A 16633-nucleotide genomic window follows, 5' to 3' on the forward strand; every position below is an offset into this window, starting at 1 on the left:
TGCGTTGAAAACCCTCTATTATCCCGTCTAGCTTCCCACACAGCTATAGGAAAAATTCTTATTTATTCCTGACGATGAGAACTGCAAATTGGAGCCCCTGAATCATTGAGAGGGTCGGGATATGTGTTACTCAAACTCTATCCTATTCAACCAAACGCAAGCCTCGGCGCTGACTCAGCCTACCCAAACCCGAGCATTTCTGAACATTCGCAACCACGCCCCATCTTCCAACCAATCGGCCGGATGCCAGGAGTTCTGTATCGCCCTGAAACAACGTTCCGGATGCGGCATCATGATGGTAAAACGGCCGTCGACGGTGGTTAAACCGGTAATGCCCAGCGGTGATCCGTTCGGGTTGGCCGGAAAGGCTTCGGTTTCATTGCCGTAATTATCGACATAACTGATCGCAACCTCGGCTCCGGCAGAATTTTCGGAATCGAACTCGGCTCGGCCTTCCCCATGCGCCACCACAACCGGCAAAATAGAGCCTGCCATGCCTTGGAAGAAAATCGACGGCGAAGCCTGCACCTTGACCATTGCTACCCGCGCCTCGAATTGTTCCGACAGATTGCGTTTGAACTGCGGCCAGTGTTCCGCACCTGGAATAATATCCTTCAGGCCCGACATCATCTGACATCCGTTGCAAACACCCAAACCAAACGTATCGGGGCGGGCAAAAAACGCGGCAAATTCGTCGCGCGCTTTCGGGTTGAACAAGATGGATTTGGCCCAACCGCCACCTGCACCGAGCACGTCACCGTAAGAAAAACCGCCGCAAGCCACCAGACCGGTAAAATCGGCCAGCGATACCCGGCCGCTGATGATGTCGGTCATGTGTACATCGATGGCCGCGAAACCGGCTCTATCGAAGGCTGCCGCCATTTCCACGTGGCCGTTGACACCTTGCTCCCGCAAAATCGCGACTTTAGGTCGATCCGAATCTGCAAATTTTGCAGCGATGTTGTCGTTGATGTCGTAAGTCAACTGAGCGGACAAACCTGGATCGTTGTCATCGGCGATTAGCTCGAATTGTTGCCGTGCGCAATCGGGATTGTCGCGCAAGGCTTGCATCCTGAAGCTGACTTCCGACCAAGTTTGTTGCAGTTCAGCGCGTTCCGCGCTGTAGATTTCTTTGCCGTTACGGACGATTCGTAACTTTTGATCTGAACTTAATTTACCGACGATATGGGTAAACTCGTCCAGCCCGGCCTGATCCAACAGTCTCGCGACATGATCCAATTCAGCCGTTTTTACTTGCAGTACCGCGCCCAATTCCTCGTTGAACAAGGTCGCCAGCACGTCGTCGCCCAGTTCGGAAATATCTAGTTCAACGCCTTCACGGCTGGCAAACAGCATTTCGGTTACCGTAGCCAGCAAACCACCGTCGGCCCGATCATGGTAAGCCAGAATCAGCCCTTGGTCGTTCAAGGCTTGAATGGTATCGAAGAAACGCTTGAACAAACTCGCGTCGTCCAGATCCGGAGCCTGGTTGCCGAGCTGATTGTAAACTTGGGCCAGCACCGAACCGCCAAGACGGTTCTTGCCCCGGCCAAGATCAATCAACAGCAACACGCTATCGGCATTTTTCAACTCTGGAGTCAGTGTACAACGCACGTCCTGCACTGGCGCGAAGGCAGTGATGATCAGCGACAGTGGCGAGGTCATGGTCTTCTCATGCCACACGCTTTTCATCGACAGCGAATCCTTGCCTACCGGAATCGCAATACCCAATTCCGGGCACAATTCCATACCCACCGCCTTGACGGTATCGAACAGCGCGGCGTCTTCACCGGGGCTGCCGCAAGCAGCCATCCAGTTGGCGGACAGTTTGACATCATTAAGCTTGCCGATACGAGCCGCTGCCAAGTTAGTCAACGCCTCACCTATCGCCATGCGTCCGGAAGCAGGACCGTCGATCAAAGCCAAGGGCGTGCGCTCACCCATTGCCATTGCTTCGCCGGTGTGGGCATAAAAGCCGGAAGCCGTGACCGCAACATCAGCCACCGGCACTTGCCAGGGGCCGACCATCTGGTCGCGAGCGACCAAACCCGTCACCGAGCGGTCGCCGATGTGAATCAAGAAGCTCTTGTCCGCCACGGCCGGAAACGCCAAGACCCGTTTCACGGCTTCGGCCAATTCGACTTGGTCCAGTTGCAGGCCGGGTAGTTTCTTGTTTAAACGCTGGACATTTCTATGCATTTTCGGCGGCTTGCCGAACAATACCGACATAGGCAGATCAACGGGTTTACCACCCAGCCATTCGTCGCTCAGCGTCAGATGTTCCTCGTCGGTGGCATGACCGATCACCGCGTACAAACAATGCTCGCGTTTGCAGAAAGATTCGAACAATGCCAGCGATTCCGGTTTGATCGCGACGACATAACGTTCCTGAGCTTCGTTGCACCAGATCTGCATCGGCGACATGCCCTTGTCGGCGTTCTGCACCTTGCGCAATTCGAAGCGGCCGCCGCGATCGCAGTCGTGAATGATTTCCGGCACCGCGTTGGACAAACCGCCGGCACCGATGTCGTGAATAGAGATGATGGGGGTGTTTTCGCCCAGCGAATTACAGTGATTAATCACTTCCTGGCAACGGCGCTCCATCTCCGGGTTTTCACGTTGCACCGAGGCAAAATCCAGCTCCGCCGCGCTCTCGCCGGAAGTTTGCGACGATGCCGCGCCGCCGCCCAAACCGATCAGCATCGCCGGGCCGCCCAGGATGACGATCAACGAGTCGGCCGGGATCGGCTGTTTATCCACCAGCATGGGCCGGATGTTGCCCATGCCGCCGGCGATCATGATGGGTTTGTGGTAACCGCGATATTGGTTAGGCTCTCCGGTCTCGGCCGGTTGCTCGAAGCTGCGGAAATAGCCGGCGATATTGGGCCGGCCGAATTCGTTATTAAACGCTGCGCCGCCGATTGGCCCTTCCAGCATGATGTCCAACGCGGAAACGATGCGCTCTGGCTTGCCGTAATCCGCTTCCCAAGGCTGCGAGAAACCAGGAATTTTCAGATGCGAGACGCTGAAACCGGTCAGACCGGCCTTGGTCGCCGAACCCCGGCCGGTGGCGCCTTCGTCGCGAATCTCCCCGCCGGAACCGGTTGCCGCGCCGGGATGCGGTGAGATCGCAGTCGGATGGTTGTGGGTCTCCACCTTCATCAGCATGTGCGCCTGTTCTTCGACATAGCCGTAGGCATAGTTATTCGCCGCATCGCGGATGAAAACCTGCGCGGTCGTGCCTTCCAGCACCGACGAGTTGTCGCTGTAGGCTGACAGCACGCCTTGCGGATTCAGCGTGTGGGTGTTGCGGATCATCGCGAACAAGGACTTGGCTTGCTCTTCGCCATCAATGGTCCAACTGGCGTTGAAGATTTTATGCCGGCAATGCTCCGAGTTGGCCTGGGCGAACATCATCAGTTCCACGTCGGTCGGATTACGACCCAAACTGATGAAGCTCTCAGTTAAATATTCGATCTCATCGGCCGACAAGGCCATGCCTAACTCAGCGTTGGCCTTAACCAAGGCATCCCTGCCCTGCTCAATGATAGCTACGGTTTGTAAAGGTTGCGGATCGTGCTCGGCAAACAAATCAAGGCCAGCCTGATCGTAAACCACTTGCTGAATCATTCTATCGTGCAGTAAAGACGCCAGTTGGTGTTTAACAGCATCGCTCAAAGGCTCGGAAGAGGTAAAGCGGTATTCGATACCGCGCTCAATGCGTTTTACCGCGGCCAGGCCGCAACGCTCGGCTATTTCCGAGGCTTTACTCGACCAAGGCGAAATAGTGCCCAAACGTGGCACCACCCACAAGGAGACAAACTGAGGCTCAGGCGATCCTCCACTCTCTTCCACCGCTATATTTTCGCTGCTTTCATCGCTTTGGCCGTAATCGAGCAAGCGTTCCAGCATCGCAGCTTGCTCGGCGGATAGCTGACCATCGATTTGCACGAAATGCTGAAACCGGGCACTAACAGCAGTAATGCTGCCGGCCACTGCCTGCAGTTCGGTCAGCAGTTTTTCAATACGAAAACGGGAAAGAGCGGAGGTTCCGGATAGGGTCAACATGGGCTGTGTTTGAGTGGTTTTTTATAGCTAAAAGAGTAAATACAGGACATTCCGCAGATAAAACACGGCAAGCCCCAAATCGCAAACAAGGCGGCGATTTTATGGCGACGGCGTATCGTCGGCTGCTTTGTCCGACTTGTCAGCGGTACCGCTGGGTATATCCTGATTAATGCCTTCGGTGATCAATCTGAGCAAAGAGGTGGCAGCGACATTTGACAGGGTCTTACCGTCACTATCTTGCACCGTCACTTCGGTAAGCAGTTCATCAAGTTGATGCAGGCTTACCCGATATTCCTGTTCCTGGCTGGGATCGTCGCCGAATAAAAAAGTGATTTCGTCCAGAATGGAACCGTCTTCCGGCTTAATCGCGTCAGGATCGTATTTGACGAAGAAATAGCCTTTGTCCATATTCCGCTCGACCACTTCCAATTTTTGGCGGCTCAAGGCTTTGCCGACTATCCACCACGCTTGAGTGGCGGATTGATCGATTTGTAAACTGCTGACGCCACTGCTGCCGGCCGCTTGCACACTTTTCCCGGAACCGGCTGCCGCGACAGTCTCTTTAGCTTCGGTTTTTTCCGGCTTACTGGGCGCCGGTTCTGCGGCATCCGCAGTTGCCGCTGATCGGACGGGTTCCTGCTGTACCGGCGCTGGTGCTGCTTCCGGGGTATTGCTTACCGGGTGGGTCGCCAAAGTCTTGGTTTTTAGATCGTCCGGCACCACTAACTCGGGGATTTCGGTGGTAAATTGGTAATCTCTTTCCTTATCCGGAAACCAGCTCTTGATGGTGCTGCACGAGGCATTTAACAGCAACGCCGAAACCAGCGCCAAACGACCGTATAGGCGAGTTTTCATAATTATAAAACGCCGGCTTGATGCATCGCGGCGCGTACGGTAGCGAAACAGTCTTCGGTCAGCCAAGTCAGCGGTAAACGGATGCCTTTGCCCATTAAGCCCATTTCAGCCACCGCCCATTTAACGGGGATGGGGTTGGATTGCACGAATAGGCTGCTGTGTAAACCGGTCAATTTAGCGTCTATCGCCTCCGCAGTCGCGCTATCACCGGCCATCGCTGCCGCCAGCATATCGTGCACCAATCTAGGCGCCACGTTGCCGGTTACGGTGATACTGCCGTTGCCGCCCAGCAAACAAAATTCGCGGCTGGTGGCGTCGTCGCCGGTATACAGTGCAAAATCTTCGCCGGTTAAATCGCGGATTTCTTTAACCCTTTCCAACTTGCCGGTTGCTTCTTTCACACCGACGATGTTATCGATTTTGGACAGTCGTCCCACAGTTTCCGGCAACAAATCGCAGGCGGTGCGGCCGGGTACGTTATACAGAATTTGCGGGATGTCCACCGCTTCGGCGATGGCTTTGTAATGCAGGTACAAGCCTTCCTGGGTCGGTTTGTTGTAATAAGGCGTGACTAGCAAACAAGCATCCGCACCGGCTTGCTTGGCTTTTTGAGTCAGGAGTATCGCTTCGCGGGTGCAATTGGCACCGGTACCGGCGATGACCGGTATCCGTCCGGCCACGCAATCGACAATAAATTTAATGACTGCGCAATGTTCATCTTCATCGAGAGTAGCCGATTCGCCCGTCGTGCCGACCGCTACCAATGCGTCAGTCCCTTGCTCTATATGAAATTCGACCAGCCGTTTCAGACTGGTTTCATCCACCGCACCGTCTTCCGTCATCGGGGTTACCAGCGCAACGATACTACCTTGAATCATGCAAATCTCTCGTGTTTAGGTATATAAAACCGGGGCATTATATCAAGCTAACCCTGAAAACTCAGCCTGTTATATTTGCCGGGCGGCCAGAAATCTATCCAGCGCGTTGGCGAAATTTTGGACATCTTTGGCCGTCATGGCCGCCGCGCCACCGGATGCCAAACCGTTGTCGCGCAAGCCTTCCATGAAATCACGCATGGCCAGTTTTTCACCGATATTCTCCACCGTATAAGCTTCGCCGCGCGGATGAATCACAAACCCCTGCTTGGCTAGGATTTTTGCAGCCAACGGAATATCGCCGGTAATCGCCAGATCCCCGGCCCGCAGATGCGCGACAATATAGTCATCAGCGACATCGAAACCGCCGCTGACGCGAATGGATTGGATATAACGAGATGGCGGCACGGCGATGCTTTGATTGGCAATCAGCAGCAATTCCAACTGCCTTTTTTGGGAGACGCGGAACAAAACCGTTTTAATCAAATTAGGACAGGCATCCGCATCCACCCAAATCTTGATTGCCCCCGTCATTGCGCGGTCTTCACGTCCGGCTTTATCCGAACATACCAACCGTAGTACAAGGCATAAGCCACCAAAAATACCAGGTAGCCGGACCATAAAATATCCGACGCAAAATGTCCGCCGGAAGTCATCCGGGTAAAGCCCAGAGTCCACGCCAACACTATCGTCAACAGAAAATAGATGGCTTTATGGTTTTGCGACAGAAAATACAACACAAAAAATGTATAGCCCACCGAACAATGGCCGCAGACGAAAGACTTATCAGGCGTGTGGCCGAATTTGGCAGGCGGCACATACTGATACTCACCACCGAACTGGCTGACATGCACTGGCCGGGGTCTTCCCCAATGATCTTTGACGATCAGATTAACCACCAAGCCCGGCCCCAAGGCAATGACCAATAGAATATACAAGGCCTTACGGCGAAAACGTTGCGTATGAGTATTGAAATGACTGAGGACATAAACCGCTAAAGCTATCAGACCGGCCCACAAGGTGAACGGAAAAGCATAGTCATACAGCAGTTTCCAGGGCCACCAATGCTGGGTCGGCCAGACATCGCTTGGGTTTTCCGGATGATAAAACAAGGCCGCCAGGCGCAAATCCAGGTCTGTCAGCCCAAACAATAGTGTGGTCAGTGCCGCCAATAGCAACACGAGCATGAGTTCGTTGCGCGCGCGTCTAATTTTCCGATGGGGCATAGCTTTCCTTCTCCAATGTTAGCCGGACGGTTTCCGGCCAAAACTTCAGGTTTTCACCTAAATACAGGTAATACGGGGAACTCGGCTTGGCAGGATTGGGGATTTGCGCCAAGAAGCGAAAATTTTGAAACGCAGCTTTCAATTCTGCGGGCAGGTTTTCCTCCGAGGTTTCACCCAGCACAAAGCCGTTTTTGCCGACAAACGCCTGCGGACCAGGCCAAACTTCGTACTGCGACGTCACCACACCACTGGGTTCGTAACGATAAACCTGGGGATGATCGGGCAAGTAAAACGCCAACTCGCTCGCCAGATAACGATGACCCAAGGCTACCACAAAGGTATTATCCAGATTGGGCAGACTGATCATGCGCTCGAAATGCACGTTAATCGCCAACTCCTGCCAGCTGTTGAAACGCTTGGTGGGATCGAACGCGGTGTTTTGTAATTTAAACACTTGCAAGACGATGGGCAGCGAATAGGTCAACAGCACCATCGCCAAACCCAGCACGACGCCGTATTTCAAGGCTTTTTTCCAGGCACCGGCCAGCCAGTTGCCGACTAACAAAATCAAGCCGGTAAAATAAAACGGCATAGGCCAATTGCCTTGGGCTTTTTGCAGCACACTGAGCAGCAAAACCCCGAGTAACAAGGCTGGCCCCATCAATAGCAAAAAGCGTTGCTCCGCTGCCAGGCGCTTAAAATTGAACGCAGCTTGCGCGCTGCTAATCAGCACCAGCACAAACAGCACCGGCGAAACCAGTAACAGCTGGTAAAGCAGGAAATCTCGGGCCCATTGTAAGTGCTTGAGCACGCTGACCGGTTCATGGTTACCGAAATGGCCTTTGCTATGCCCAAACATCACCCAGTCGTGTTGCTGGTTCCACCATAAAATCGGCACTGCCGCGATCACGATAGGGCTTAAATAAATCAGAAACTCTTTTTTCAACAGCCCCCGGCGTTGCTTATCCAAGGCTAAAAAGATCAGTAACATTAACGGCAAGATCAATGCCGATTGCTTGCTCAACAAGGCAGCGGCACTTGCCAAACCGGCCCATAGCCAGGCACGCGCTTGATTGTCGAACAATGCCCGTCTTAAATAGTAAACGGTGATTATCCAGAAACAATACAGCGGCGCGTCGATGGTCATCAGGAGGTTGGCGAGCACATTGATCGGTGTTGCCAACACCAGCAACAACGCCAAAGCTCCTCCACGCGCGCCATAAAATGCCTTTGCCGTCCCGTGAAAAAACCATAGAAATGCGCTGCCCAACAATAATGCAGGCAAGCGCACCGTAAACGTATAGTCGCCCAACAGCCAGGTAAACGCACCGATCAGCCAAGCTATCATCGGCGGTTTGCTGTAATAGCACCAGTCCGGTCGCCGCGACCAATCCCAGTAGTAGCTTTCATCGCCGATCAAATCAAAGCCATTGATCAGCAGAAATCCGCCGCGCAACAACATGAGCGCCAGCAGCAAAGCCAGCGTATGTGAATCTATCCAGCGTAACAGTCTCTCAGACATAGGCGCTTATTCCCATTTCTCCAGATAATGTAACAACAGTTGCAGGCTGCGTTGACCGCGAAATTCGTTGATATCCAGTTTATAGGCCGCGTTGATTTTTCGGCAACCCAGCCATTTTTCCGGGTGATCGGCAAAAAACGCTATCGCATCCAGCAACTGGCCGCTAAACGGCAAACGCAACACAAACTTTAAATGCTGCTGCCCGACGATGCGGCATTGGATCACATCGAATACGCCATTGAATACCGGCTCCGGGAAGGTCTGCCCCCACACCGCAGCCTGCTGGAGCGTTTCCGCGAAGGCCAAAGTCATATGTTGCTCATCCAATTCGCCGTCGGAATAGACCTTCTGTTCCAGATCCACCTGCTCCAGTTTTGCGGCCACTGTCTCGGCAAAAGCCAGGGCAAAATGCGGATAATCGTGTAGCTTAATCGTCAAGCCTGCTGCCATCGCATGGCCGCCGAATTTGCTTAATATCTGCGGATGCATTGCGGCAATTTCGCTAAGTACATCGCGGATATGCACACCGGTGATGGAACGCGCCGAACCTTTGATATCGCCATTATCGGCTGGCGCAAATGCGATCACTGGCCGGTGTAGGCGATCCTTAATCCGCGACGCCAGAATGCCAATGACACCTTGATGCCAATTGCCGTCATACAGACAGACGCCGGCCGGCACGTGTTTTTCGTCAAGAGCCTTCATTTCCGAAAGCAATACCATTGCCTCGGTCTTCATCTGTCCTTCGACTTCTTTGCGGTCTTGGTTCAAGGCATGCAATTGCTCGGCTATATCATGCGCCAAGCCGGCATCATCGGTCAGCAAGCACTGAATGCCTAATGACATATCGTCCATCCGTCCGGCCGCGTTCAAACGCGGTGCGATGGAAAACCCCAGATCGCTGGCATGAATCCCGGACAACTGCTTGCCGGCGACTTCTGCCAAAGCTTTAATTCCAGACTGGCATTGCCCGGAGCGGATGCGCAATAAGCCTTGATGCACTAAAATGCGGTTGACCTGATCCAAGGCCACCACATCGGCGACGGTGCCTAAGGCCACGTAATCGAGCAAACGCGCTAGATTCGGCTCAGGAATCCCGGCTTTCTCAAACCAATGCAATTCGCGCAAGCGAATCCGCAAGGCCATCAAAATATAAAACATCACCCCTACGCCGGCGATGTTTCTGCTTGGAAACTTATCGTCAGGCAAATTGGGATTGACGATAGCATCGGCGTCCGGCAGTTCCAGCCCCGGTAAATGGTGATCGGTAATCAACACCTTGATACCGGCAGCCTTGGCGGCTTTGACACCGTCGATACTGGATATGCCATTGTCCACGGTGACAATAATATATGGGCTCTGCCGCTTCACGAGTTCAACAATTTCCGGCGTCAAGCCGTAACCGTATTCGAAACGGTTGGGTACCACAAAATCCACGGCTTTCGCCCCGAGCAGCGCAAGGCCTTTTAAAGCCAAGGCACAGCTGGTGGCGCCATCGGCATCAAAATCGGCGACCACGGTAATTTTTTGCTGCTGTTTGATCGCCGACACCAAATGCTCGACCATCTCCTTCATACCGGTCAGCAGCCACGGCGAAGGCAAACTCGCCAGACTCCGATCCAATTCATCGGCACTCTGCACACCGCGGCTGCTAAAAATCCGTTGCAACACCGGGTCCATCTCGCCAAAGTGCGGATTTTTAATCTGCACCGGCCTGGGCAGAATGACTTTTTTAACGCTTTGCAAATACATATCAGGCAATAAAAAAGCCGGCAATTGCCGGCTTGTCGATGCTCATCGCTAGACTCACATCGAATCCAGAATAGCTTTTTTCACCGCATCCAGTGAGGCGTCTATCGTGATCGGTTGATCGTCCTTGCACTGAGCAATGGCGGTGTCAGGATCTTTAATACCGTTGCCGGTCAAGGTGCAGACGATGGTACTGCCTTCCGGGATGTTGCCATTGGCGATGTCTTGCAAGGCACCTGCCAACGAAGTGGCGGAGGCCGGCTCGCAGAAAATACCTTCATAGGCAGACAGCATTTTTTGCGCGGCCAGAATTTGCGGATCGGTGAACGATGCGAACCAACCGCCGGATTGTTTCTGCGCGGTCCAAGCCCCGTCCCAAGATTGCGGATTACCGATGCGGATTGCCGTCGCCACTGTTTCCGGATTTTCCACCGGATGGCCCGCCAAGAAAGGCGCAGCACCGGCCGCTTGGTAGCCACACATTACCGGACGTTTTTTGGTCACGGCTTTATGGGTGGCAGTATCGGTTGAATATTCTTTATAGCCCTTCCAGTACGCGGTGATATTGCCGGCGTTACCGACAGGCAAGCAGTGGAAATCGGGCGCATCGCCCAAAGCATCGACGATTTCGAAAGCAGCTGTTTTTTGACCTTCCAGGCGGAAAGGATTGATGGAGTTAACGATGGTTACCGGGGCATGGTCCGTGATTTCCTTAACAATAGACATGCCGGCATCGAAATTGCCTTTGATCTGAATGATTTTGGCGCCGTACATCATGGTTTGCGCCAATTTGCCCAACGCGATTTTGCCTTCGGGGATCAAAACGAAGGCACGAATGCCGGCCCTTACCGCATACGCGGCGGCGGCAGCCGAGGTATTGCCGGTGGACGCACAAATGATGGCTTGACTGCCCTCTTCCACCGCTTTGGTCACGGCCATAGTCATACCGCGATCTTTAAACGAACCGGTCGGATTTAGGCCTTCGAATTTAACGTAAATATCGACATCCTTACCGATCAAGCGCGGAATATTTTGCAATTGAATCAGCGGGGTATTACCCTCGCAAAGACTGATCAACCGGGTGTCGGCGGAGACCGGCAAGCGGTCGCGGTAGCGTTCGATGATGCCTGTGTAGCGTGTTTGCGTTGCCATTTTTTATCCTAGAGTTTCCAAGCGAATCCGCGCCACTTTACCGCTGACTGTCGCCAGCGCTTCGATGGCCGCAATCGCGGCGTTCATTTCTTTTTCCAGCGTCAGTTGCGTCAGCATAATGATGGGCACGGAAGTCTCGCCTTGCGGCGGTTCTTTTTGAATCAAAGCTTCAATGCTGATGTTGTGCGCCGCCAAAATCCGGGTCACATCGGCTAACACGCCGGGCTTGTCTTCGGCAGTCAGGCGCAAGTAATAGGCGGTCTTGATTTGCTCGGCAGGCAACACCGGAATGTCGGCGATAGCATCGGCCTGGAACGCCAGATGCGGCACCCGATTTTCCGGATCACTGGTCATGGCTCGGACTACATCGACCAAGTCTGCTACCACAGCGGAAGCAGTAGGCTCTGCGCCGGCTCCAGCGCCGTAATATAAGGTCGGTCCGACCGCGTCGCCGCAGACCAGCACCGCGTTCATCACGCCATCGACATTGGCGATCAAGCGACGTTTGGGAATCAAGGTCGGATGCACGCGCAACTCGATGCCGTCCTCGGTCTTGCGGGCGATCCCCAGATTCTTGATCCGGTAACCCAGCGCCTCCGCGTATTCCACATCCAGGCGGGTAATTTTGGTAATGCCTTCAGTAAAGACTTTTTCAAACTGCAAAGGAATGCCAAAGGCAATCGAAGCCAGAATGGTCAGTTTGTGGCCGGCATCTATGCCTTCCACGTCAAAAGTCGGGTCGGCTTCGGCGTAACCCAAAGCCTGGGCTTCGGCCAGTACATCGGCAAAGTCGCGGCCCTTGTCGCGCATTTCGGTGAGGATGAAATTGCCGGTGCCGTTGATGATGCCCGCCAGCCATTTGATGCGGTTGCCGGCCAAACCTTCACGAATCGCTTTGATGATGGGTATACCGCCGGCCACGGCCGCTTCGAACAATACCATCACGCCTTTTTTGCTGGCTTCGGCGAAGATCTCATTGCCGTGCAAGGCAATCAGGGCCTTGTTAGCGGTGACCACATGCTTGCCGTTGGCAATCGCGGTTAACACCAGTTGCTTGGCCAGATCGTAGCCGCCGATCAATTCGACAACCACATCGATGTCCGGGTCGTTGACGATCTCGAACGGATCGGCCGTCAAGGTGATGCCATCGGTGGCGCAAATCCGCGTCCGGTTCAGGTCGCGCGCAGAGGCGCGGGTGACCAAGATTTCCCTGCCGGCCCGGCGAGCTATTTCCCCGGCATTCCTTTTCAGTACGTTGACGGTGCCACCACCGACGGTACCCAATCCCAAAACCCCAACTGTTACCGGCTTCAAACCTGACTCCTAGCGTGATACCCAAAAATGGCGTCGATTATACTACGTTGTCTTTTTTCAGCATATTGCGGATGCTGCGCAAGGCCTGGCGGGTTCTGTGCTCGTTTTCGATCAAACTAAAGCGAATATGGTCGTCGCCGTGCTGACCGAAACCAATACCCGGCGACACCGCCACTTTGGCGTCGATAATCAATTTTTTGGCAAACTCAATGGAACCCATCTCCCGATAGGCTTCCGGAATCTTGGCCCAGACAAACATGGTAGCCTTGGGTTTCTCGACGTGCCAACCCATCGCATTCAAGCCGTCGCACAACACATCGCGGCGCGCTTTGTACATATCGCAGATCTCTTTCACACAATCTTGCGGGCCTTCCAATGCAGTAATCGCCGCAACCTGGATCGGTGTGAACGTGCCGTAGTCCATATACGATTTGATCCGGGTCAACGCCGCTACCAGGGTTGGATTGCCGCACATAAAGCCAACCCGCCAGCCGGGCATGTTGTAGCTTTTTGACAGGGAGAAAAACTCGACGGCGATGTCTTTCGCCCCTTCTACCTGCAAGATCGATGGCGCCACATAGCCGTCGAACACGATGTCGGCGTAAGCAATGTCGTGGACGATCCAGATATTGTGTTCCTTACAAATCGCCACCACTTTTTCGAAGAAATCCAGCTCCACGCATTGGCAGGTCGGATTGCCCGGAAAATTCAGAATCAACATCTTCGGCTTTGGCCAAGACTCGGCAATCCCTTTTCGCAATTCCTCGAAGAAATCCACTCCCGGGGTCAACGGCACATGGCGAATATCCGCGCCGGCAATCACCACGCCATAGGGATGAATCGGGTAAGCCGGGTTCGGCACCAGCACCACGTCGCCAGGGCCCAAGGTTGCCAGCGCCAAATGCGACAAACCTTCTTTAGAGCCTATCGTGACAATGGCCTCGGTGTTGAAATCCAAGTCAACGTCGAAACGTTTTTTGTACCAGCCGCAAATTGCTTTGCGCAAGCGCGGAATGCCTTTGGAAACCGAATAACGATGGGTATCGTCGCGCTGCGCCACTTCCAACATTTTATCGAGGATGTGTTTGGGGGTAGGCTGGTCCGGATTGCCCATCCCAAAATCGATGACGTCTTCGCCCTCCGCTCGGGCTTTGGCTTTCAGCTCGTTAACGATGTTAAAAACGTAAGGCGGCAGGCGGCTAATGCGATGAAATTCTTCCATTAATGACTCTTGAAATTCTGGTTTTGAAGACGGCTTCTAAAGAAAGCCGGCTAAGGTACTGTTGTTGCGGGGCGATGTCAATTTCGGTGCAGCGGGACGCGCCCGAAAATCGCTATCGGGCGAAGCTTAGGGTTTTACGGCAGTAGTTGACGCAACTTGAGCGGCATCTGCTTGCTGCTGATGCAGGTAAGAGCCACCGACTAGAAAAGTCAGCACCAATAGGTACAAAACCGCAGCGATATTTTTAACTTTCTTGCTGCCGTCGTCGTGATTACGGTCGTTCATGAATTAAGGTCTCGTGAATATTCGATGTTGCTGCCGCAATTGTAACGTCTGCCGCATCATCTGAGAACGAAAAGCTCGAACTAAGCGCCCGGCCAAACAATGACCGCGGTCCGCAAACGTGATTTGCCGAAACAGGACATGCGGTCGAAATCCTCGCGGGCGATGGGGATAAACTGGCAATCCAACTCATTCTGCCGGCCGTCGTCCGGGTCGGAATCGTGCATGTACAAACAATCCTTATCAAAACCACTCATCACGACCCAATGCGGAGCTTTTTTGCGGTCCATCGAAAAGGTACTGATCAGGATCAACGGGATCGCCCCGGCTTCAAACGCGGCGATCAAATCGTTCTGCGTGACGTTGGCATAATGAATCGCCACGCCCTGCTCTGCTGCGTCACGCTTGAAACAGGTATCGACCAACTCGACGATCTGCTTTTTATCGTCACTACGCACGCTATCGATAAATAAAGAGCCGGTTTGGTTGATCCACACTTCCACCGCAAACTGTCGGCGTTTGGCAGCCAAGGCCAAACCGATGGGATGGCAGCCGCCATGACCGGAGGTCATGAAAATAGTAGTGGCTTCGCGCCATAACTCGATTTCTTGCTCGCGCGACGGCAAATAAGTTTTATTGAGCGCGTGCATCGCCATCATCAACGCCGCCGGGCCGCAGGTAAACGGCGTGGTTTGCCGCAGCCAATGCACCGAGCGGTGTTGCGGAGTATCACGATAACGGCGGATGCGCTTTTGGTAGCGCAACGCATCTTTATGGTCTTGGTAATAATCGCGATACAAACCAAACTTTTGAAAACCCAGCGCCTCGTATAAACGGATGGCCGGCGTGTTATCCACACTCACTTCCAGACGCAGATACAAACGGCCATCATCGCGCGCGGCTTGCTCGCCGGCCAGCATTAAGGTCTTGGCTATGCCTTTGCCGCGCAATTGCGGCGCCACGGCCAGCGAATAAATCCGCGCCAAGCGGGTGCCGGGGTGATAAATGATCAATATATAGCCGGCGACCAGCCCCGCCCATTCCGCTAATAACAGGGCGCGATGATCGGAACTTAACCAATGCCGGAAACTGCGCCGGCTTAATTTGTCGGTGGCAAAGCTGGCATTTTCCAAGGCTACCAAGCCCTCCAGATCGGCGCTTTGCGCCGGCCGCACCGCCAACTCAGTGGCTAAAGCTGTCACGACGACACCCCGCGCAGCGCCTGACCCAGTACTTGCCGCGCGCGGAACAACACCATTTCCTGCCAGGCATTGTCGTTGGGACAGAAATGCCGGCGCATTTCCATACTGTGCGCAAAACGCTCATCATTAATATCCTCGGCAGCCCAAAGTTGATGATCGCGCAGCAACACTTCAAACAAGTGGTCGGTGCTATACGTACCAAACTCCAGCGTCACATAACAACTTTGCGGGTTCATGTTGGCGTGCCACAGATAATCCAACAGGCCTAACTTGGGTACCGAACTAGACGTGCCCGCCAGCGGCAAGGTCACCGAATCGCCATACCAGTGTTGCGCAACCGCCGCGCCGGCGCTATCGGGTTGATGGTCACAGATAATTTCCCCGTAACCGTAAGGACCGAGACCGGTATGCAAATCCACCACGGCGACACGACGTTGCGCCAAATTATGACGTTGAATCAAATCCTCGCAGACCAGCCGGCCATGCGCCGGCGCCCGGCCACCGTAAAACGGCCCGGACGGGTCGCGGTATTGGCCGCCGCTGATGGCTTTTTCCAACGCGACTCGACCGTATTCCTGGGTAAAATCGGCAAACGCCTGCTGTCTTTGCCCGGCATCCGCCACGAATAACCATTCCCGCAACAAATCGTAATCCGGGTTTTCCGGCACGGGCTGCGAAAAATCCACCGCATTGCGATTCAAATCCACCCCGTCGCCGTCGCAGCGCCGCGACCAGGCATAGCCCCAGGGCGTTAAGGCGTGGACCAGCAACAGCGCCGTATCATTTGGAATGTCCAGTTGGCGTTTGCTTAAGCCTTGCAGCAAATCAAGCTGAATCGCGCTGCCCGCAAAGCCTTCCACCCCGTGCGTCGCGGCAAGGCACACCACCACGTTGTCCGCTTGCTCATCGCCTATCCAGGCGGTATCGGTCAGCAAAGATTCGCCGTCCGGCCCCAGTCCGGCGCATTGATAAATCTCGTGTCTTAGCGGGTGTGTCACCGCAGTGATTCGCGACAACCAAGCCTGGCGCGCCTTGGCATAACTGGCCGGGAAGACGCGGGTATCGATTTCGGTGCCGTAGGGGGACAAACTCATCTGCATACTCAACTGTTCGGAGACGGTAATGGTACAGTGTGGCAAACCCCCAAGCCGCAGGCAATAGGCAGC

Annotated in this window: 13 protein-coding genes; all 13 read right to left on the bottom strand. The window is 54.1% G+C overall.

Annotation, left to right across the window (positions count from 1 at the left end):
• Positions 1-174: 174 nt before the first annotated feature.
• The 13 genes from purL to ACWAU0_RS21305 all read right to left on the bottom strand — a co-directional run bounded on the left by purL (position 175) and on the right by ACWAU0_RS21305 (position 16561).
• Complete coding sequence (gene purL, locus ACWAU0_RS21245; RefSeq protein ID WP_458137853.1) at positions 175-4068, bottom strand: phosphoribosylformylglycinamidine synthase; 3894 nt, start codon at positions 4066-4068, stop codon at positions 175-177.
• 99 nt (positions 4069-4167) lie between these two features.
• Entirely contained in the window at positions 4168-4923 is a 756-nt protein-coding gene (gene bamC / locus ACWAU0_RS21250; RefSeq protein ID WP_458137854.1) for an NlpB/DapX family lipoprotein, read from the bottom strand.
• Between the two features lie 2 nt (positions 4924-4925).
• Positions 4926-5801, bottom strand: a complete 876-nt coding sequence (dapA, locus tag ACWAU0_RS21255) for a 4-hydroxy-tetrahydrodipicolinate synthase (protein WP_458137855.1) — start codon at positions 5799-5801, stop codon at positions 4926-4928.
• 69 nt (positions 5802-5870) lie between these two features.
• Entirely contained in the window at positions 5871-6332 is a 462-nt protein-coding gene (locus ACWAU0_RS21260; protein WP_458137856.1) for a YaiI/YqxD family protein, read from the bottom strand.
• On the bottom strand, positions 6329-7024 hold the full coding sequence (locus tag ACWAU0_RS21265) for a phosphatase PAP2 family protein (protein ID WP_458137857.1): 696 nt from the start codon (positions 7022-7024) through the stop codon (positions 6329-6331). Before ACWAU0_RS21265 ends, ACWAU0_RS21260 begins: the two co-directional genes overlap by 4 nt.
• Positions 7005-8546: an ArnT family glycosyltransferase gene (locus ACWAU0_RS21270; protein ID WP_458137858.1), complete on the bottom strand. Its 1542-nt coding sequence runs from the start codon at positions 8544-8546 to the stop codon at positions 7005-7007. Before ACWAU0_RS21270 ends, ACWAU0_RS21265 begins: the two co-directional genes overlap by 20 nt.
• Before the next feature lie 6 nt (positions 8547-8552).
• Positions 8553-10298 carry a single-stranded-DNA-specific exonuclease RecJ gene (recJ, locus tag ACWAU0_RS21275; protein WP_458137859.1) on the bottom strand — a complete coding sequence of 582 codons (1746 nt, stop codon included), beginning with the start codon at positions 10296-10298 and terminating at the stop codon, positions 8553-8555.
• Between the two features lie 54 nt (positions 10299-10352).
• On the bottom strand, positions 10353-11447 hold the full coding sequence (thrC, locus tag ACWAU0_RS21280; RefSeq protein ID WP_458137860.1) for a threonine synthase: 1095 nt from the start codon (positions 11445-11447) through the stop codon (positions 10353-10355).
• A 3-nt stretch (positions 11448-11450) separates the two neighbouring features.
• The gene (locus tag ACWAU0_RS21285; protein WP_458137861.1) at positions 11451-12761 is read right to left on the bottom strand and encodes a homoserine dehydrogenase; all 1311 of its coding nucleotides are present in this window, start codon (positions 12759-12761) and stop codon (positions 11451-11453) included.
• 37 nt (positions 12762-12798) lie between these two features.
• Entirely contained in the window at positions 12799-13983 is a 1185-nt protein-coding gene (alaC, locus tag ACWAU0_RS21290; RefSeq protein ID WP_458137862.1) for an alanine transaminase, read from the bottom strand.
• Positions 13984-14109: 126 nt separating this feature from the next.
• Positions 14110-14268 (bottom strand): hypothetical protein, encoded by a 159-nt coding sequence (locus tag ACWAU0_RS21295; RefSeq protein WP_205454031.1) that lies wholly within the window; start codon positions 14266-14268, stop codon positions 14110-14112.
• Between the two features lie 80 nt (positions 14269-14348).
• Positions 14349-15467, bottom strand: a complete 1119-nt coding sequence (locus ACWAU0_RS21300) for a GNAT family N-acetyltransferase/peptidase C39 family protein (protein WP_458137863.1) — start codon at positions 15465-15467, stop codon at positions 14349-14351.
• Entirely contained in the window at positions 15464-16561 is a 1098-nt protein-coding gene (locus tag ACWAU0_RS21305) for a DUF2817 domain-containing protein (protein ID WP_494522044.1), read from the bottom strand. Before ACWAU0_RS21305 ends, ACWAU0_RS21300 begins: the two co-directional genes overlap by 4 nt.
• Positions 16562-16633: the final 72 nt, after the last annotated feature.

It is taken from the genome of Methylomonas sp. Uni0009 (assembly GCF_054188105.3).